The following is a 20,123-nucleotide window of genomic DNA, read 5'->3' as shown; positions in this document are numbered from 1 at the left end:
AGGCTGCTAAAAAGCAGCCTTTTTTGTTACTTTTTGACAGTCTGTTGATTTTGAGGAGTTTGGGAGGGCTGTTTTGGAACCATGGTACAGTTTCCATTAAAAGAACACCCTGTCTCGATGATGAGATCGGGAGTCTTGATATCCCCGGTGAGTTTGGCATTGTGAAGCAATTCTACACGCTCGAGACCTTCTACATTTCCGTTAATCTGGCCATAGTTTGTTACCACACCAGCTTTTACGTCAGCGTTGATAACAGCTTTTGGTCCTACAATGAGATGACCGGTAGCTTCAATTTTGCCTTCAAAGCGTCCCTTGATCATGAGAGACTTATTGAAACGCATGGTACCCTGAAAATCAATATCATCAGCTAAAACAGTATCAACCATGCTTTCGTCAATATTGGGTCCAAGATTGTCTTTTGCCATAAAGGCCTCCTTGCTGAATTCTTTTCTATTTTTTGAACTCCTCGACCTACTTCACAGAGTTCTTAAGCTCTTTTCCAGGTTTGAAAAATGGAGTCTTTCTAGATGGGACTTTAACCTCTTCGCCTGTTTTAGGATTTCTGGCAACTCTGGCTTTTCGTTTTTTAACACCAAAAGTACCAAAACCCCTGAGTTCAATGCGATCATCCTCACCAAGACCTTCGATAGACTCACGTAATTTCTCGACAAAAACAGAGACCACCGTCATGATTTGCTTTCGTGTCAGTTTCAACTCATCCACTGCAGGATCCTGGTACACTTTATCGACCAGATGAGCCTTTGTAAGTTTTTCTCGAGCCATATTTATCCTCCTCATATATATTACTTTTTAGTTATCATAACCTTGTTTTATTTCTGGCCAAATTTTTGATTAAATATCTGTTCCATTCGAGAAATGAGTCGAGAAGATTTATTTCTCTTGTAGATTCCTTTAGCCCATGCATTATCAATCTTGGACTTAAAGGTGTTCAGAGCCTCCTGGGCTTGAGCAAGTGTTGTCTTGGGATCCTGAAGAAGCTGAAGAGTCTCCTTGCGCAGATTTTTGAGAGCAGTTTTGAGGGCTCTGTTTCTAGCACGACGCTTCTCTGCTTTGCGCATCTGTTTTTTAGCGGATTTGATTATAGGCACAAAAACCTCCTTGCCTTCCAAAAATTTAGTATTATATTTTACTGTATTTATAAAAATTAGTCAATAAAAATGAAGCAAAAAAACAAAAAAAATTTCTAAGAATAGTTTTTGCAAAACCTGAGAAAAGTTGATTTTTTTGCGTATGGGTGTATATTGTAAAAAAAGGAGTTTTTATGCGAAGGAAAGTATTATTATGGGTATGGATAGCATTTGCTTGTTTGACCTTGGGTTTTTCTGCCAATCAAAAAACACTAGCCATTCTTGATCTCAAAAATCTTTCCCCACAGACGGGATACGACTTTCTCTCTTCGAGTCTGGCGGAGAGTTTTGTGGCCGTTTTCTCAAAAAATCCTGCACTTAAACTGGTCGAACGTCAGCAACTTCGTTCAGTGATTCAAGAGCATAAACTTGTGCTCACAGGGTTGGTCGAGGCCGATGTTTCAAACTCTCTTCGTATCGGCGAGTTGGTTGCTGCCCAGTATCTTTTAGTAGGAAGCTATACGGTTGTCAAAGATAGGGTAGAAGTAAATGCAAGGTTGGTAGATGTTTCTTCTGGAGTTATACTGGTAGCGGAGAAGACACAGGCACCTCTGGGAGATCAGTTGTTTGCCGCTGTCCAGGAGATGGCAGAAAAAATGAATCTCACAATCTCAGAAAGTGCGGTCGGATACCTTTCTCTGGAAACAACTCCATCAGGGGCAGAAGTACGGATAGGAAATGATATTCTTGGTTATACCCCTCTCTCCAGGAGGATAGTAACCCCAGGAAAATATGAACTTACTGTTACATTAAAGGGATACGACGTGTATCGTTCTATGGTGACTATTAAAACCAATGAAACAACGGTAGTAAGATGTACACTGACCAAACAGATGGGAGAAGTGCGACCACTGAGAAGCACGTTTGGCATCCATTTTGTTCCGCTCCTTTCTTATAATACTTATCAGCCTTTTTTTAATGCTGGATTGATTGAGTATTTAAACAAAGGGTTTATCTTTGGTTTTGAATATGGTGGCAACCTGATTGTTCATACGTATAGTACCAATCTCCCGGGAAATAAAACATTTGAAGAAATCAGGAGCCTCTATTACCATCGTCTGGATCTTCTTGCCAAGTATGCCTTTTTTTATCAGAGTCGTTATTTTTCCCCTTATGTGGGAGGAGGAATTGGTGCGATATTTGCTATTGACAAAGGAATAGATTTTGGGGACGTGCGTTTCTACAGCAAGATACTGGCAGGGGTGACCATTTTCCCGACGAGTTTTATTTCCCCTTATCTGGAGTTGTGCTATTTTACTACTACTCCATCAGTTACCACCATTCGTTATCGGGTGGTAAACCTCTTTGGTGATTATAATGTGGCCGAGATGTCTGTGACGATGCGAGATCTTTCTCTTGGTGTCGGATTGCAAATTGCTTATTAAGAGGGGAGGTGAATGATGAAGAGGAACGTTTCTTTTTTGGTTTTTTGGGGAATATTTGTAGGCTGTAGTGTGGTAGGAGAGAAAAACCCTCTTTTTGAGGGGACTTCACTCATCATCACTGCGTCTCCAAAAGGGACGGTCTCTGTTCCTTTAACCTTTACCTGGTCATCTCCTGAACGTATTTATTATCAGGTAGTAGCTGTTTTTACAAACACCATCAGGGTTGAAGGTAAAAAGATTGTCAATACGAACGATTGTATTGCAATGTGGACAAGCGGGATGCCCGGTCAGGCTGGAAATGTTTCCTACAGTGATTTCAAGGCGTATCCTTCTTTTTCTTCGCCCCCTCCAAGCCTTTCTTCGGGTACTTATTACTGGGCTGTATGGGCCTATAACGACCGGATGGAGGTTACCCATTCAAGTGCACAAATTTCCTTTACCCTTCCTTGAGGGAATGAAATAAAAGAAAATTTGGATACAAACAAAAAACGTCCTGGTTTGTCTTTTATTTCTTGCGCAGAAGGGCAAGCATCTCTATGTGATGGGTTTGAGGAAACATATCTACCATCCAGAGCTGTTCAATGTTGTAGATATCAGCAAGGGAACGGATATCGCGTGCCATCGTCGCAGGTTTACAGGAAGAGTAGATGATTTTTTCTGGTTGCATTTGTCTAAGTACCTCAATGACATGAGGATCCATACCCTTGCGAGGAGGGTCGATGATCATCACATCTGCATACCCCAGTGTCTCCAGTGTATCGTCGACAGAAGCTTGAATAAACTCAATCTTGCTCTGGATATGGTTGATCTCAAGATTGTGCCAGGCATCCTCCACAGAAGCCTTTTGTACCTCAACACCGATGGTTTCCCGGGCAAATTCTCCCACAAAAAGGGTAATAAGACCTATACCACAGTAAAGGTCAAAAATTCGCTCGTGCCTATCTTCAGCAAGAAAGCTGATAATTTTCTCTAACCAGAGAGGAATAACATAACTGTTGACTTGAAAAAAGCTATCTTTGGATATTTTGAACTTAAACTCCTTGCCTGCGGCCTTTACCACTTCGTAGACAGGTTTGTCTTCATAATAAGGAGATTTTACCCAATGTACGACCGTTTCACCAGGAATGGTTGTACGTACTTTAAAGTTATGTGGCGGGAAGGGATCCTGGTGGCGAAGTTTCTCTAAAGCCTCGTTGATGCCAGGCATAGCGAGCATGCATTTTTCAATGTCGACAATAAATTTTGTATCCTTGCGGAAAAATCCTATGAGATGCTTGCGTTCATTGACTTTAAAGGTTTCGGTATTGCGGTAGAAAAAGGGTTCCGGGCTTTCAATGATACCGGTAAGCTGGATATCATGAAATTTGCCCACCCGTGCGAAGGTTTCAAGAACGAGGTTTTTTTTGACCTCGAGCTGTTTTTTGTAGTCAAGCATCTGATAATCACAACCGCCACAAAAGGCAAAATAAGGACATGGTGGAGATTGTCTTTCGGGTGAGATTTCCAGCCACTCCAGGGGATCCGCCATGGCATAGTCTTTCGTCTCGCGGTAGATCTTTGCTCTGATACGTTCCCCGGGAAGAACATATCGAGCAAAAACGATCTTTTTTTCATCCTGTCCTTCTTCGTAGGCAATACACATTCCCTCTCCAGCATAACGATCGACACGGAGAAGAGTTTCTCGATCGGCAATTTTGCTTTTTCTGGGATTGATCTCCTCAACAGACGGTACTGGTTTCACGCAGGTTTCTCCTTTTTTGGTTTTTTGCTCCCCTTTTTGTGGCTGATTTTTACCTTGACAATACGGGTGGGGGTAGCATGTTCTATTTCAAAGACAAAAGCATTGGATTCATACACTTCACCTATGCCAGGAATTCTCTGAAAAACATGCAAAAGGTAACCGGCGAGTGTTTCAAAATCCTGTTTCTCTATCCGTGTGCCAACGATTTCGTTCACATCATCGATATTAGCCATACCACTGACATGCCAAAAACCATTCTCATATTTAAAGATTTCCTCGCGGTTATCAATCCAGTTTCCGACAATTTCACCGATAATATCGCTATTCGTTACAGCACCGACGACACCGCCATACTCATCAACTACAAAAAGCATCTGAACTCCATGGTGCTGCATTTCAAGAAGAGCTTTTGTGATGGGCACTGTTTCCGGTACAAAGATTGCTTTTTTGATATATTTTTTAACTGAATCTTCACTTGGTTTATTGAGAATATCCTTGTGATCGAGGTACCCTACCATATTATCCACACGCATTCTAAAAACGGGGATACGGGAGTGTTTGGTAGTAATCATAAGGGCTGCGGCAAGCTGAACACTATCGTTCTCTTCTACACAACTCATTCGTATAAGGGGAACCATGACTTCTCGTACTTTTACATTTTTGAAATTGACCACACTTTCGATAAATTCTTTTTCGCTTTTTCTGAGTTCTCCGGTGTTTTCAGCCATCTGAATCAAAGCTTCGAACTCATCCTGACTGAATACACCCCGTTTGCGTTTTATTCCAAATACCCATAGAATGCCTATGATAACCCTTTGAAAAAGAAATTGTATGGGGAAGAAAATAAAAAAGATCAGAAGAATAAGCCACGCAAAAATTTTTAAAAAGGTTTCCGCGAACTCCTTAGCAAGCACTTTTGGGACGATTTCTCCAAAAAAGAGGAGAAGTGGGGTAAGCACACCCATGGTGATAGTAGATATTACAATGGGATCTGTCCACCACCTGGCAAAGAGATTTGTAAACATCACAGCGAGGAGAATATTGACGAGATTGTTTCCTATGAGAAGACTCCCGATAACATTGTCCAGATTTTTTAATAGGAAGAAAAGGAGTTTTTCATGTTTTTGGTTTTGTTCAAGTTTTGCATAAATTTTAAGCCTGTTAATGGAGAGGAGGGCTGTTTCACTGCTACTGAAAAATGCTGAGAGAAAAAATAATCCCACAATAGCCATGATCATGGGCGCTTCCTTTTTTTGATGTCAACGAGTATGGCTTCAATCTGTTTATCTGTTGATTTTTGGATGGTGAAAATAAAGTGTTCAGTCTGGATAATCGTTCCTTTCTCTGGAATATCTCCATACTTTTCAATGAGGTAACCAGCAATAGTTTCATAGGTATCACTCTGAAGATGAGCATCAAAGTAGTCATTGAAATCCATGAGACTTACATCTCCACTTACCTGAAACCGGGTGGAAGAAAGCTTAATGATCTTTTTATGCAGACCAAACGTTTCGTCCATCACTTCTCCAGCAATATCACCCAGAACATCCGCGATAGTCACAATCCCCACGGCAAGTCCGTACTCATCTACTACTGCAGCAAGACGGAGTTTTTTGTGTTTAAAATCCTCAAGCATATCTGAGAGCTTTTTGGTTTCCGGGACATAGTAAAGTGGTTTCATGATATCCCTTGCTGTTTTTGATTGTTTTTTCTCCCTGTGAACATATTCCAAAAGATCCTGGATGTAGACGACACCAATCAGGTTATCTTCGGTATCCTCATACACAGGGATTTTCGAATAGTGGCTTTTTTCACAAATCTTGAGTATCTCGGGAATAGGTGTGTCTGCGGAAACACTTACGACTCGAATACGCGGTGTCATAATATTCCAGACTTCACGCTTGGCAAAGTTAAGGACTGATTCGATCATATCTTTTTCTTCTTTAGAAAAGATGTTTTCGCGGGAGACAATACTAAGCAGAGTCTCAATTTTCACATCGTGGGCAGTATCCGGGGTGTTTTTGTGGATTTTTCGTAAGAAGTTGATGAAACGTTCTATACCCTTGTAGGTAAGTTGTCCTAGGGGTTCAAATACCCTAAAAAGAGGATAAAACCATATAATATTAAATCTGATAAGGGCATCAGGCTTAAAGAGCGAGAGTGTTTTGGGAAACATTTCACTTATAAAAAGAATAAGCCCTGTGATAACTAAAGAGGAAAGAAAAGGATTCTGGATAGAGAATTGCTGGGAAAGAATAGAGGAGAGCAGGATATTAACCATGTTGTTAAAAAGAAGCACAATCACCAGCACAGCTCCACCCCTCTTGGTAATGTGGCGGAGCTGTTTTCTGATGCGGCTGTATTTACTGGTGCGGATCTGGGTTTCATCTAACCCGATAAAAACCGTTTCACTTGAGGAAAACATAGCAGACAAAATAAAAAGCATCACAGAGAAGACAAGATAGAAACCTTGAGTTCCCATTAGCGAACGGCTTGTTTAACATTATCCACAATGTATTGCATGGTTTCCTCGGTGAGAAAAGGATGCATGGGGAGACTCATTACCTCTTGTGCAGCCTTTTCTGCATGGGGAAAATCCCCTTCTTTGTAACCGAGAGAACGATACGCTTCCTGGAGATGAAGAGGGATCGGGTAGTGGACAGCGGTGGGAATGCCTTTGTCTTTTAAAAAGTTTATAACACTGTCGCGGTTCTGAACACGGATAGTATATTGAGCGTAGACACTTCTGGTGGTATTTTTTTCCAGAACAGGGGTGACGACGGTGTTTTTCAAAAGCTCTGTGTAGCGCTGACCGATGTGATGACGAGAGTTTGCCTCTTCTTCAAAGTGAGGCCATTTTGCAAGCAAGACAGCGGCCTGAAGGGTATCCAGACGCGCATTTATACCGACATAACAATGCTGATACCGAACATGTTGCCCATGATTCGCGATCTGTCGCATTTTCAAAGCAAGTTCGTCATCATTGGTAAAGATCATACCACCATCTCCATAGCATCCAAGGGGTTTTGAGGGAAAAAACGAGGTGGCGGCAACATCACTGAGGTTACACGACTTTTTGTCCTTGTAGATAGCCCCAAAGGACTGGGCTGCATCTTCCATTACCCAGAGATTGTGCTTTTTTGCAATGCTATTAAGTGCATCCATATCCGGTGTCTGGCCATAAAGAGAAACAGAGATAATACCCTTCGTTCTCGGAGTAATGGCTTTTTCTACCTGATGAATATCTATGAGATAGGTTTTTGGATCAATGTCTACAAAAACAGGTTTGGCACCTAACAGAGCAATAACTTCCACGGTGGCTACAAACGTAAAAGGTGTTGTAATGACTTCATCTCCTGGTCCTATGCCGTACGCAAGGAGGGGAATCAACAAAGCATCGGTTCCTGAAGCCACACCGATAGCATGTTTTACTCCGACGTAATGTGCAAGAGTTTTTTCGAGCTCGGCCACATCAGGGCCAAGAATAAACGAGGCATTTTCCATATTGCGAGAAAGTCGTTCCCAGATGGCCTGTTTGTCTCTCTGGTACTGAGTTTTCAAATCAATAAAATCCACAGATTTCTCCTTTTGGGGTTTGTTTTTTCTTGTATGATATTTATTGTAAAGGAAAAAGAGGGAAAATTCAAATTATGATGGTGTTTGGAAAAGTGAAAGAATCTGCATCCACTGCTTTTCAAGGTATGCTTCAAGCTTTTCTCTTTCAATAGACTTCCACTCACAGATTTGGGAGGCTACGAGCTCTAGATGAGAAAGTCGTGAAAGTCCTGATAATCCTGTTTCCGGGCTATACAGAGGTATATCTGGAGCGTCTGTCTCAACCAGTATGCCGGAAAGGGGAATCTCTTGAAACAGCTTAGAAAAGCGTTCCTGATTCCATGGTCGAAGTATGGAAGAAGCAAAAGAGAGATAGCCGCCTCGTTTTAAAACTTCACGAGCTATATGCAGGTTGTGAGAAAAGGCATGAATAATGAAAAAGGGAATCTTTGAGAGATACGGTTGAAGAATGGGGAAAAGGCGATGCCATGCCTTTCGACAGTGAATATTGAGAGGCCGTTGAAGCTCAGCTGCGATGATGATTTGTGTTTGAAATACTTCTTCTTGAAGTTTTTGGTCCTCTCGCTCGAAGTCCAGACCACATTCCCCAATCAGCGAGGGGGTATTTTTTACAAGCGTGTAGAGTTTTTCTTCCCATTGGTGGGGAAGATTGTCAAGATACCACGGGTGAACTCCATAGGCAGCTATAAAAAACTGTTTCTCGCGACAAAGGCTATTTACCACACTCCAATCATCCGGGCCTGTTGAACACACGACCCATCTCTTGATTCCGAGTGAAAGAGCTTCCTGGATTTGCTGCTCTCGATCAGTGATGCGCTCATCATGGAGGTGACAGTGTGCATCCCACAACATACCATAGTATACAAGAAAACCCTCTTTTTTTCAAAAAAGAGGGTTTTCTTCTTATGTGTTATATCATGGTTTTAGCCTTGGCAAGAGCATCATCGATGTCTTTATAGAGATTATCTCTGCCAATTTTATCAGCGAGGCCACTTCGGATAAAAAGATCTAGAGGCTGGGCATGGACTCCTGAAAAGATAAGTTTTATCTTTTCACGTGAGCATTTTTCCCAGAGGTCTTCCAAAACCGCTAGTCCTGTTGCATCAAGAGAATAAACATGTCTCATACGAAGAACAAGCACTTTGGGAGTTTTTTGTATATTTCGTATACGACTTTTGAAGGTTTCAGCAGCACCAAAAAAGAGGGAACCCTGAATTTCAAAGACCTCAACTCCTTTCGGAACATCACGAAGAAGAATAGATTTTGTGTCGTTCTGGAGCTCTTCTTCAGAGATTTCTTCTGTGAGATGGGATACCTCGGTTACATGAGCCATACGATACATGAAAAGAAGAGCAGCAAGGACAATTCCCACTTCTATAGCCACCGTGAGATCAATAAACACCGTAAGCAAAAATGTCGTAAGAAGCACACTAATATCAGATTTTGTCGTCTTGAAAATAGAGAGAAAAACTTCATATTCACTCATATTGATAGCAACTTTCATGAGCACAGCCGCCAGGGTAGCAAGAGGAATAAGTTCTGCCCATTTCCCAAAAAACAGAAGAATAAGAAGAAGTGTAAGAGCATGAATCATGCCTGCGACGGGGGTACGTCCACCGTTTTTGATATTTGTTGCGGTGCGGGCGATGGCCCCCGTAGCCGGAATGCCTTGAAACAGGGGTGAAGCAATATTCGCTATTCCCTGGGCTATCAGTTCCATGTTTGAACGGTGACGGGTACCCATCATACCATCTGCCACCACAGCAGACAAGAGACTTTCTATTCCAGCAAGCAAAGCGATTGTCACTGCCGGTGAGAACATTTTTTGGATAATCTCCCACGAGATGTGGGGAAGTCGAGGCACGGGAAGTGTATTTGGCACATGTCCAAAACGTTGGCCAATTGTTTCCACAGGAAGTTGAAACAATTGAACAATAATGGTAGTTGCCAGGATAGCTACCAGAGAGCCAGGAATCTTTCGCGAAACCTTTGGCCAGAAAACAATGATCAGAAACGAAAGAACCCCAATACCTAAAGCCCATGGATTAATAGTATGAAGAGAGTGAATGTATGCCTCTATTTTCCCAAAAAATTCAGCGGGAAAATTTTCTATCTGAAGTCCCAAAAAATCTTTGATCTGCGAAGTAAAGATAATGACGGCTATACCACTGGTAAAACCTACCGTTACCGGGTGAGGAATAAATCGTATCACACTTCCAAGCCGTAAAAGACCCATAAGGATAAGAAAAAATCCTGCCATAAAAGTAGCCACAGCAAGCCCATCATATCCATACTGCTGCATAATACCTGCAACGATCACCACAAAAGCCCCTGTTGGTCCGCCAATCTGAACCCGGCTTCCCCCCAAAAACGAAATGAGAAAACCGGCAACAATAGCTGTATAAAGCCCCTGTTCAGGTTTTACCCCTGAAGCAATAGCAAAGGCAATAGCAAGTGGCAAAGCAACAATACCTACCAGAACACCTGCAGACAGATCCTGGAAAAACATTTGTTTGCTATACCCTTCTTTCAATACTGTCCACAACTTTGGTTCAAGTTTCGACATAAATCAACTTATACTCACTATTTTTTTAAGTTTTATTATAAAGCCATGAGAGCAAGAATGCAAAAAATACTTAAATTGATAAAAAGAGGTTATGCTTTTTTCTTTTGCTTTTTTTTAAAACTGAGCATATAATATAAGTTAAAGAGAGAGTTCGAGGAGTTATTATGGGCTCGTATGATAAGTATTATCACCGAATGCCCGATGGAACGGTGAAACAGATTAATCCATTTAACCAGACGGAAGTGTGGTCTGTTTCCGAACGAGGCTACAAAGCGTTTTTTCCTAACGGTCAACCCCGGGAAGAGTTAAAAGAACCCCTTCATGATCCAGAAGACTATTGTCATTTTTGCGAGAAAAACTGGGAGTATGTTACCCCACAAAAAGCCCGCCATTTTTTTGATGGACACGAATGGAAAACAGAATACTACTTGATGCCTGATCAGGTAAAAGAAAAATATGGAGTTCAGTTTCGTCGAGTAGGAAATCTCTTTGAAATTGTCGGATACAATTACTGGGTAAAAAACTACAATTACAAGATGTCTCAACCGGTCCGCAAATGGAGAGACGAATATCTTTCTGATCCAGAGGGAATGAAACATGTTATGGGAGTACTGTCTCTCAAATATGACAAATTAGGTGTAGACATAAAGGATTGGAGTTTTGAGGATAAGCTTGAGCGAATCGATGCCTTTTTTGGAGGGTGTCATGAGTTGATTCTTGGGCAGCGTCACTATAAGCCAAATGCTCACTATACCTCGGACCTCTTTTCTGCTGGTGACTTTACTCCTGAGGAGCACTTCCATTATACTCTCTTTACTATTGAAACTCTTCGCAATCTTCGTGAACAGAATCCTTTTATTCGTTATGTTTCTATCTTTCAAAACTGGCTTAAACCGGCGGGGGCGTCGTTTGATCATATTCATCGGCAGCTTGTGGGACTCGATGAATGGGGAGTGCAGCTTGAGCGAGAGATTCGAGAAGTTGTCAAAAATCCCAACCTCTACAATGAATTTGGTGTGAATTTTGCTCTCTATAATTCTTTTCTTCTCCTTGAAAACGAGTTTGCCATTGGGTATGTGGAGATAGGACATCGTTATCCAACGATAGCGATTTATTCAAAGAGTCACTGTGGTACCCCACTTGAACAAAATCCGCAGGAAATTCGTGGCATGAGTGACTTGGTCCATGCTATCCACGTGGCTTTAACCTCAGAGATCACCTGTAATGAGGAGTGGTATTATACTCCTTTTGATTCTATTTATGTTTTGCCGTGGAGAATTCTTATAAAACTTCGTTTTAATGTTCCAGCTGGGTTTGAAGGAAATACGAAGATCTACATTAATCCTATAGCCCCTCATCAGCTTACGGAAATTATACTTGAAAAACTCTATAAAGTAAGAGAGAATGGAAGTATTGCTTCAGGGATACGGATAGGGGATGAGGTAAGCCGGGAACCAAATCCGCTTCTTTACTGTCGGAGGTGATATGGGTTGGTTTGAGATATTTTATACGATTGTTTTTCCTGTTATCCTGATTTTTGGTGCAGGATATGTTTTAGGCAGAATTTTTCACTGGCATCATCAAACCCTCTCCACTCTTTCTTTGTACTTATTAACGCCTGCTCTGATCTTTCAGGCAATTTATAGTCATCCAGAAGTGATCAATGCCTATTTTCTTCGCTTGTTTTTAGCAGTTACTTGTGTTATCGCTCTTTCTTTTGGTCTGGTTCTTCTTGTTTCTCGGTTCTTTGGCTGGGATGAGCGGATTACCCGGGTGGTGGTTTTGACAGTTACGTTAGCGAATACGGGAAACTTTGGTCTCCCTATTACAGAAGCTGCCTTTGGTGGAGAAGGTCTTGCTGTGGCGTCTCTTCTACTTGTTATTTATTCTTTTTACACTCATAGTTTTGGTGTATTTTTGGCCGCAAGAGAAAAATTCCACTGGAAAGATGCTCTGCGTTCTATGGCGGGTGTACCCGTTTTTTATGCGATTTTGTTAGCTCTTTTTGCAGTCTGGTTTCGTATAACCATCCCTGAGCCTATTTTTAAACCTATTCAGATGGTGGGACTCAGTGCAATTCCTCTCAATCTTATCCAGGTTGGACTTCAACTAGCTTCCGTGCGGTTCGGAAAACAAAGTTTTTTTAGTCTTGCGGTAGCTCTGGTAAAACTTGTTATCGTTCCTTTCGTGGCCATACTCTTTTTTGGACTTTTTGGGGTCAAAAAGATGTACTTCAATGCAGGACTTTTGCAGGTTGCCATGCCATCAGCGGTATACACAGCAATTCTTACTTCTCATTATGGGGGAAAAGCTGATCTTGCAAGCGAGATTGTTTTTATTTCGATTTTGCTTAGCACGGTTACCCTGACGGTATGGATTAGTCTTCTTCAGCGGGTTTTTTTTTAAGAAAATAGAGAAAATGCATAGTTTTTAGAAAAAAAGTCCGAAAATATCATTAAGGAAATAGGCAAGGAGAAAACCATGGCTTTTCTTGAGTTCCAGATTCCTACCTTGATTGTCTATGGAACTGATTCATTGATTAGGTTGCCAGAGCTTGCAACCCCCAATTCTGAAAAAGTGGTCATAGTAACCGACAAAAAACCTCATAACTCTTCCGTCGCTCACAAGATAAAGCAGATGATAGAAGGGTATGCCTATGGAGTTATTCTTTACGAAATGAAGCGTTATAACTCCCAGGATCTCTTTGAGGGAGTGAATATCACAAAACATGCTCGGGCTGATGTCGTGATAGGAGTAGGGGATGCTACGGTTCTCTCGATTGCCAAGATCATTGCTCAATTTAGTACTCACGAGTTTCAGCAGGAAGAGGTAAAGAGTCACAAAAAACTTTTTGTGAAAAAGGTACGCTATATAGAGATTCCTACACTTCAAACCATATGTTGGGGACTTTTACCCATGACCTATATTACGGATGATACTGACAAGATAAAAAAACCATACATCGATAAGGAATCTGTAGCCCATAGTGTTATTATTGATCCAACGTTGAGTGAAGATGTCCCTTTAAATGATATTATCTATTCTAGTCTGGAAGCTATTGCTTACTCTTTTGATGCGTATATTTGTAAAAAGGCAAATCCAATTTCTGATGCCTTTAGTTTGAGAGCGATAGAATACTTAAGTGTCAATCTTAAACGTCTGGCAGTGGAAACGGCTAACACAAAGATTAAGGGTAATCTTAGCATGGGAAGTTTGTTGGCTTCCTTGGCTATTTATGGATCTTCTCTTGGTACATGCGCGGCTACAGCAATGGGATTAGAATCACAGACAAACATATCCCAGTCTGTTGGTGCATCAGTGATTCTTCCCCATGTGATGGAGTTTAATCTTACAGCAGCGGCCAATAAATTTATTCAAATTGCCGCTGCTCTTGGTGAGAAGGTTACCGATATTTCGGTGATTGAGGCAGCTATTATGGCCGTGGAAGCCATGCGCCGCATCATGCTTGATCTTCATATTCCTCAGAGACTTTCAGAGTACAATGTAGAACAGGATCGTTTAGAGGCAGCTGCTCGTGTTGCTGGTCAATATGAATTTCTCACGTATATCCCACGACCAGCCAGTAAAAATGAGCTCGTTGAAATCTATTCCGCAGCCTATTAAAGGAGAATATTATGGCTTTGGGTATTCAGGATCTTGAGGCTATTCTCGATATCAGTCAAAAGATCAACTCTCTTGCAAGACCAAAAGATATTTTACAGGATATTGCTTTGTATGCCACCAAACTTCTGAATGCAGAAGGGGCTTCTGTTCTTTTAGTTGATCAGGAGACAGGTGATCTTCATTTTGAGGTGGCTTTTGGGCTTAGTTTCGATAAACTTTTGTCAATTGTTGTTCCTCGCGGCAAGGGTATAGCCGGACAGGTAGCCCAGACAAAAACCTACCGGATTGTGAACGATACCAGTCAGGAAAAGGATTTTTATAGTGGTGTGGATAGGCTTACCCAGACTCAAACGCGTAACCTGGTAGCGGTTCCCTTGCTAAGAAACGATATTGTCATTGGGGTACTTGAGGTAGTAAATGCAAGAGATGGGGGCTTCGATGAAGAAGATGTATTGCTTCTGCAAAGTTTTGCCAACCAGGCAGCTATTGCTATATGGAACTCTTTTCTTTATCAGGAGATAAAAGACAGAGCCAAAGAGATGGAGTATCTTTACAGGATTAGTAACCTCACGACGTCATCTTTTAACCAGAGAGAGGTTTTTGATCAAATCGTGTCGCTTATTCAAGAGGTTTTTGAGTCTGAAAGAGTATCCATAATGTTTCATGATGAAAAAAAGAATGCCTTAATTCTTTTTGCTGGAACAGGGATGGATAAAGACCTTACGGAAAAGATTCAGATTCCCCTTGATTCGGATCGTATTTCTGCCATGGTGATGAAAAAAAACAGGGCTTTTTTTACTAACAATATTGAACAGCAAGGAATAAAAAATAAACGTTTACGTTATCAAAAGGGTGCTTTTATGGCTGTTCCTATACGGAGTAAAAATATTCCTATAGGTGTTCTTAGTGTAAGTGAACCGCATGAGAATGTTTCCTATTCTATAGAAAAGGTAAAACTTCTCCAGACTATTGCGTCGCAGGTAGGGTATACGTATGAAGCACTGAATATTTATCAAGAGCGAATTGAACACGAAAAACTTCGTAAAGAAATAGATATTCTTCGTATGCTTCAAAATGCTCTTCTTATTAAAGACTTTACCCATTTTTCTAAACTTTCTCTAGGGGCTCAAATGATCCCTGCTGAAGTAGTAGGTGGAGACTTCTACGATGTATTTGAACTGGACAAAAATCATATAGGGTTTGTTATAGGGGATGTTTCTGGAAAGGGATTGCCGGCTTCTCTTTTTATGGCTGTTTCTCGAAGTGTTTTGAAAGCTTATGCTTATCAATTACAGGAACCGGATAAGGTTCTGGAGAAAGCTAATAACATTCTCTATGATGATTCCCGGGTAGGGATGTTTGTTACTGTTTTCTATGGGGTACTGAATCTTGAAACCTCTGAATTACGCTATGCAAATGCCGGACACAATATGCAGTATGTCTATCGTGGACAGACGAATCAGATACATCTTCTTACAGGAAAAGGCATACCACTCGGAATTCAACCAAAAACTGAATATGAGTCTCAGTCAATCATGCTCAATCCTTATGATCTTGTATTCCTGGTAACAGACGGGGTTATTGAGGCAAATAATGCGAATGGCGTAGAATTTGGGTTTCAAAACCTCAAGAAAGTTGTTGAAACGTATGGAAACATGAGTGCTTCAGCCTTTGTTCAGGCGTTGATTCGAGAGGTGGAAAAATGGAGTGAAGGGGTTTTGCCCTGGGATGATATTACCGTGCTGGCGTTTAAGTTGGCTTAATCTATGACGAACCATCTCTTTACCCTTTACCATCATAAACCACTCATGGGTTCCACTCTTCGAGGGGCATCACAATATGCCTATCATACGCTGGAAAAAGAAGAGGATTATCCCCCTGTTACCTCTTCAAGAAATGAACTCTGTCAAAGATTAGGTTTTCCTCATCTGGTAACCCTTCATCAGACTCATTCTTCTATAGTTCATCGAGTATCAGAGGAAAATCTCTGGTATTTTCTTCAAAATCCTTTGATAGAAGGAGATGGACTCTGGACAACGCTTCCTGATATTTTGTTAGGCGTATTTACCGCTGATTGTCTTCCGTTGTTTTTCTGGTCAGAAGACGTGGTTGGCATAGTTCATGCAGGAAGACGTGGCATCCAAAAGGAAATCCATAAAGTGTTCGTAGAAGAGGTGATGAAGGCGGGGTATGATATTTCTCGTTTTCAATTTTTGATAGGTCCCCATATACGGCAGTGTTGCTACCAGGTGGGAGAGGATGTTGCTCAAGAGTTTTCTTTCACCTATGCTATTCAAAAAAACAATGGCTGGTATCTTGATCTTGAAAAAAAAGTGATCAATGATCTTCAGAATATGGGTGTCAAACGGGGGGAGAGTATACCTATTTGTACTTTTTGCAGTGATCCTAGCCTCTGGTATTCGTATCGTAGAGGTGATAGACATTGTCGTCACCTTCATTTCATCGGACAAAAAAAAGAGAAAAAAAATTAGGATTTTTCTTTTCAATATGCGTATATTATATATACGTATGTAAAGGTGGAAAAGAAGGATCTATGATTCCTGATCATATAAAGGATAAAATTCTTTCAAAGGTTTCACTTGTAGATATCATGGAACGAGAAGGCATTCAATTTGTGAGAAAAGGACGCCAATATATGGCATTGTGTCCTTTTCATAAGGAGCGTACCCCTTCTTTTTCTGTTAATAATGAGGAGGGAGTGTATTACTGTTTTGGTTGTCATGCCAAAGGAAATGCTATTACTTTTCTCAAAGAATATAAGCATTTGTCTTTTATCGAAGCGATGGAGTATCTGGCAAGATTAGCCAACGAGGATATAAGCCTTTATCTTTCTGGAGGCACAAAATCAGAAGAAAGACGACAGGATTATATTTCGTTTTATCAGCAGGCAGTGGATTTTTACGCTAAAAATCTCTGGTCTTCCAAAGGAGAAAAGGCACGAGAGTACCTGTTTTCTCGAGGTTTAAACGAGGAAACCATCAAAAAGTTTCGAATGGGGTATAGTAGTGATCCACGTGAGATCGGAGAATATCTTCACAGCCGTGGATTTTCGTATGCCCAGATGGTGAAATGGGGGCTCCTTGGATCATACGAGCATCGCGATAGATTTGCGGGGAGGATTCTTTTTCCTATCTATGATCGCGAAGGATATCCCATTGCTTTTGGAGGGAGAATTTTTGGAACAACAGAAGGTGTTAAGTATCTCAATAGTCCAGAAACCCCATGGTTTAAAAAAAGTGATGTCTTGTATGGTTTTTTTCATGCAAAAGACACCCTTGTAAAAGAAAAAAAGGCAATCCTTGTGGAAGGGTATATGGATGTTCTGAGTCTCCATCAGGCGGGTATTACATCAGCCGTAGCTCCTCTCGGAACAGCTCTTACGGAGGCACATCTTCAGTTGCTGCAGCGTTATGTCGATAAAGTAATACTTTTATTTGATGGGGATAGTGCAGGGTTACAGGCTGCTTCACGATCTCTTGATATCCTCATAGAAACCAATATGGAGAGTGGGGTGGTGATTCTTCCACAGAATATGGATCCAGATGAAATGATTTTAGAAAAAGGGAAAGATGCGTTTTTACAATTTCTGGAACACGAAATCCAAAGTCCTCTTCAATTTAAATGGATGTATATCCGCGAATATCAGCTAAAAGAGCAGCCTCTCAACAAACATCTTGAGGAAATGTTTCAATTTTTGTCTAAAATTTCACAACCAGTAGCCCAGCATGAGGCTATTGTGTCTCTCGCTGCTTTAGTGAACCTGAACCCAAATATCTTATACGAAGATTTTCGTCGATATCTTCAAAAAAGAAAAAATTTCCGCGGCTCTTCAGAGCAAAAGGATACTCTCGTGGCTCTTCAGCAAGAGAGTGTGGCAGAGGAATATGAACGTACACTCCTTGCGATGCTTATTAAGTTTCCGGATAAAACAGCCCTTGAAATGATAGAAAGCATGATTACTCCCGAAATGTTTACAAATGAACGTTATCGAGAGTGGTTTTATTATCTCATAGAAAATAAGCCAACAATGGCTATTATGTATGAAAAGGTAGCCGAAGACGATGCGCTTTGCAAGAAAATTGCGGAACCCGGAGAAGAGAATGTAACCCCAGAGAAATTCATGGAACTTATATATACCTTTTATGCTTATTATGTCAAAAGAAAAAGTCAAGAGTGTACCTTGAAACTTCAGCAAGCCCAAAAACAGCAGGCTGATGCAGATTGGTTGAAAACCTTGTACACCGAAAAAACTCATCTAGAAGAAGAACTTCAAAAGGTACGACAGATTCTGGATGAACTTCACCAGCAAGTATGGCAGTAGAAAAAAGGAGGATAGATCAATGGAATTCGAAGGTATCGATATGGAAGCCTTGATGCCTTTGATCAAGTATGGTAAGGAAAAGGGTATCCTTACCTACGATGAACTTTTGCAAAGGTTACCGGATGATATTGTGTCCTCACAGGAGAAAGTAGAATACGTTGTGCGTATTCTTGAGGAAAATGACATTACACTCACCGAAAACATGTTTGACGAGTTTGAGGACTTTTTTGATGATGAAGATCTGGAAAGCTTTATCATTGAATCCGAAGAGGATCAAACAGACAACCCTCTTCGTGTTTATCTAAAAAAGATTGGGAGGGTTCCACTTCTCTCTCCTGAGCAGGAGATTGAGATAGCTCGTAAGATCGAAGAAGGTCAACTCAAGATACGAACAGCAGTTCATGATTCTGGTATATTTATTCCCGAAGTTGAAGAGATAACTTCTCGTCTGCTGGATCCTCGAAATGAAGGAAAATATACCGGCAAACTGTATGACTTTTTTAACCTCCCCAAGATTTACAACATGAATCGAAAAGAGAAGCAGGAGCGCATGAAAATCGTCGAGAAAGTAGGGGAATTTCTAAAAAATTATCATGCTCATGTTGATCCTTTAAAGGGAGCCTGGTTGGTTGCCTCTCCAGAAGAAAAAAAAGCCATCAAAAAACAGATCAATGAGTTTAACAATGCCTTTCTGATGTTTGTGCAAAATATAGACCTTAATCCCAAGCTTACGGAAAATGCTGCAGCAAAATTACGTACTATCTATAAGGAAATCAAAGAAATGCAGGATACGCTGCGTATTATTGAAGAAAATAACAACATGACTATTGAAGAGATTCTCGCCCTCAAAGAAAAGTATCCTGATAACATTCAGCTTCAAAACGTGATAGCCAACATCGAAAGAATACAACAGAAACTCAAAAGTTACGAACCTATGTATACGGCTACTATCCCTGAACTTATTCATTGGGGAGAGGAGGTGACTATTGGTCAGGAGATTGTCGATAAGCATAAACAGGAACTGGTAAATGCCAATCTTCGTCTGGTTGTCTCTATTGCCAAGCGTTATATTAACCGTGGTGTCCATCTCTTTGATCTTATCCAGGAAGGAAATATGGGGCTTTTGCGTGCTGTTGAAAAGTTTGACCATAACAAGGGATACAAATTTTCCACCTATGCAACCTGGTGGATAAGGCAAGCCATCACTCGTTCTATCTCTGAACAGTCTCGAACCATTCGTATTCCTATTCACATGATTGAACAGATTAACAAGATCAAAAAGATAGAAATGGATCTCACACAAGAATTAGGCGCTTTTCCTTCTATTGAGGAGATAGCTCAACGTATGGGGTGCTCCCCTGACAAGGTTCGCAAAATTAAAGTAGTAGCCAACGATCCTGTTTCCCTTGAAACCCCTGTAGGTAGGGACGAAGACTCATTGCTAGGGGATTTTATTGAGGATAATCGTGCTACTAGCCCATTAAATTCCACTATGTCTAACATGTTGCGGGAACAGCTCTTTGAAATTATCAACCAGTTACCTTACCGCGAACAGCGGGTTCTTATCCTTCGTTTTGGACTCGAAGATGGCTGTCCTCATACTCTGGAAGAGGTTGGGTATACCCTCGGAGTGACCAGAGAGCGTGTGAGACAGATTGAAGCGAAATCTCTTCGCAAGCTCCGTAACCCCAAAAATGTGAAAAAGCTTTTGGATTCTTAAGAAAAAAGCCAGTCAAAAGAC

18 protein-coding genes are annotated in these 20,123 nt (G+C 41.0%); 9 read left to right on the top strand and 9 right to left on the bottom strand.

Features of this window, described 5'->3' with window-relative positions; translation table 11 throughout:
• Positions 1 to 26 precede the first annotated feature (26 nt).
• From KDW03_RS10270 to rpsT, 3 genes are read right to left on the bottom strand one after another with little or no spacing between them, the layout of a single operon-like run.
• A complete protein-coding gene (locus tag KDW03_RS10270) occupies positions 27 to 425 on the bottom strand; it encodes a bactofilin family protein (RefSeq protein ID WP_271434984.1) in 399 nt (132 codons plus the stop codon).
• Between the two features lie 46 nt (positions 426 to 471).
• Complete coding sequence (locus tag KDW03_RS10265) at positions 472 to 783, bottom strand: HU family DNA-binding protein (protein ID WP_271434983.1); 312 nt, start codon at positions 781 to 783, stop codon at positions 472 to 474.
• A 47-nt stretch (positions 784 to 830) separates the two neighbouring features.
• Complete coding sequence (gene rpsT, locus KDW03_RS10260) at positions 831 to 1,109, bottom strand: 30S ribosomal protein S20 (RefSeq protein ID WP_271434982.1); 279 nt, start codon at positions 1,107 to 1,109, stop codon at positions 831 to 833.
• 173 nt (positions 1,110 to 1,282) lie between these two features.
• Here rpsT and KDW03_RS10255 point away from each other — a divergent pair, with 173 nt between their 5' ends.
• Both KDW03_RS10255 and KDW03_RS10250 read left to right on the top strand, forming a co-directional pair.
• Positions 1,283 to 2,533 carry a FlgO family outer membrane protein gene (locus KDW03_RS10255; RefSeq protein WP_271434981.1) on the top strand — a complete coding sequence of 417 codons (1,251 nt, stop codon included), beginning with the start codon at positions 1,283 to 1,285 and terminating at the stop codon, positions 2,531 to 2,533.
• A gap of 15 nt (positions 2,534 to 2,548) precedes the next feature.
• Positions 2,549 to 2,983, top strand: a complete 435-nt coding sequence (locus KDW03_RS10250; RefSeq protein ID WP_271434980.1) for a hypothetical protein — start codon at positions 2,549 to 2,551, stop codon at positions 2,981 to 2,983.
• A gap of 55 nt (positions 2,984 to 3,038) precedes the next feature.
• Here KDW03_RS10250 and KDW03_RS10245 read toward each other — a convergent pair whose 3' ends face one another.
• The 6 genes from KDW03_RS10245 to KDW03_RS10220 all read right to left on the bottom strand — a co-directional run bounded on the left by KDW03_RS10245 (position 3,039) and on the right by KDW03_RS10220 (position 10,416).
• Positions 3,039 to 4,274 carry a class I SAM-dependent RNA methyltransferase gene (locus tag KDW03_RS10245; RefSeq protein ID WP_271434979.1) on the bottom strand — a complete coding sequence of 412 codons (1,236 nt, stop codon included), beginning with the start codon at positions 4,272 to 4,274 and terminating at the stop codon, positions 3,039 to 3,041.
• Positions 4,271 to 5,512, bottom strand: coding sequence for a hemolysin family protein (locus KDW03_RS10240; RefSeq protein WP_271434978.1), 1,242 nt, complete (start codon positions 5,510 to 5,512; stop codon positions 4,271 to 4,273). Before KDW03_RS10240 ends, KDW03_RS10245 begins: the two co-directional genes overlap by 4 nt.
• Entirely contained in the window at positions 5,509 to 6,756 is a 1,248-nt protein-coding gene (locus KDW03_RS10235) for a hemolysin family protein (protein WP_271434977.1), read from the bottom strand. Before KDW03_RS10235 ends, KDW03_RS10240 begins: the two co-directional genes overlap by 4 nt.
• Positions 6,756 to 7,850, bottom strand: coding sequence for a DegT/DnrJ/EryC1/StrS family aminotransferase (locus KDW03_RS10230; protein ID WP_408648310.1), 1,095 nt, complete (start codon positions 7,848 to 7,850; stop codon positions 6,756 to 6,758). Before KDW03_RS10230 ends, KDW03_RS10235 begins: the two co-directional genes overlap by 1 nt.
• 72 nt (positions 7,851 to 7,922) lie before the next feature.
• Positions 7,923 to 8,702, bottom strand: coding sequence for a TatD family hydrolase (locus KDW03_RS10225; protein ID WP_271434976.1), 780 nt, complete (start codon positions 8,700 to 8,702; stop codon positions 7,923 to 7,925).
• A 58-nt stretch (positions 8,703 to 8,760) separates the two neighbouring features.
• Positions 8,761 to 10,416 carry a SulP family inorganic anion transporter gene (locus KDW03_RS10220; protein ID WP_271434975.1) on the bottom strand — a complete coding sequence of 552 codons (1,656 nt, stop codon included), beginning with the start codon at positions 10,414 to 10,416 and terminating at the stop codon, positions 8,761 to 8,763.
• Positions 10,417 to 10,580: 164 nt separating this feature from the next.
• Between KDW03_RS10220 and KDW03_RS10215 the strand changes: the two genes are divergently transcribed.
• The 7 genes from KDW03_RS10215 to rpoD all read left to right on the top strand — a co-directional run bounded on the left by KDW03_RS10215 (position 10,581) and on the right by rpoD (position 20,102).
• Positions 10,581 to 11,900, top strand: coding sequence for a DUF4921 family protein (locus KDW03_RS10215; protein ID WP_271434974.1), 1,320 nt, complete (start codon positions 10,581 to 10,583; stop codon positions 11,898 to 11,900).
• A 1-nt stretch (position 11,901) separates the two neighbouring features.
• Positions 11,902 to 12,822, top strand: a complete 921-nt coding sequence (locus tag KDW03_RS10210; RefSeq protein ID WP_271434973.1) for an AEC family transporter — start codon at positions 11,902 to 11,904, stop codon at positions 12,820 to 12,822.
• 75 nt (positions 12,823 to 12,897) lie between these two features.
• Positions 12,898 to 14,040 carry an iron-containing alcohol dehydrogenase gene (locus tag KDW03_RS10205; RefSeq protein ID WP_271434972.1) on the top strand — a complete coding sequence of 381 codons (1,143 nt, stop codon included), beginning with the start codon at positions 12,898 to 12,900 and terminating at the stop codon, positions 14,038 to 14,040.
• 11 nt (positions 14,041 to 14,051) lie between these two features.
• Positions 14,052 to 15,803 carry a SpoIIE family protein phosphatase gene (locus KDW03_RS10200; RefSeq protein WP_271434971.1) on the top strand — a complete coding sequence of 584 codons (1,752 nt, stop codon included), beginning with the start codon at positions 14,052 to 14,054 and terminating at the stop codon, positions 15,801 to 15,803.
• A 3-nt stretch (positions 15,804 to 15,806) separates the two neighbouring features.
• Positions 15,807 to 16,532, top strand: a complete 726-nt coding sequence (locus tag KDW03_RS10195) for a polyphenol oxidase family protein (RefSeq protein ID WP_271434970.1) — start codon at positions 15,807 to 15,809, stop codon at positions 16,530 to 16,532.
• Positions 16,533 to 16,594: 62 nt separating this feature from the next.
• Positions 16,595 to 18,382 carry a DNA primase gene (gene dnaG / locus KDW03_RS10190; RefSeq protein ID WP_271434969.1) on the top strand — a complete coding sequence of 596 codons (1,788 nt, stop codon included), beginning with the start codon at positions 16,595 to 16,597 and terminating at the stop codon, positions 18,380 to 18,382.
• Between the two features lie 19 nt (positions 18,383 to 18,401).
• A complete protein-coding gene (gene rpoD / locus KDW03_RS12265) occupies positions 18,402 to 20,102 on the top strand; it encodes an RNA polymerase sigma factor RpoD (RefSeq protein WP_333907704.1) in 1,701 nt (566 codons plus the stop codon).
• Positions 20,103 to 20,123 lie beyond the last annotated feature (21 nt).

The sequence above is a fragment of the Thermospira aquatica genome, from assembly GCF_023525255.1.
In the GTDB taxonomy this organism is placed as follows: Bacteria; Spirochaetota; Brevinematia; order Brevinematales; family Thermospiraceae; genus Thermospira; species Thermospira aquatica.
The sequence above is the reverse complement of the archived record's forward strand: the minus strand, read 5'-3'. Positions and strand labels throughout refer to the sequence as shown.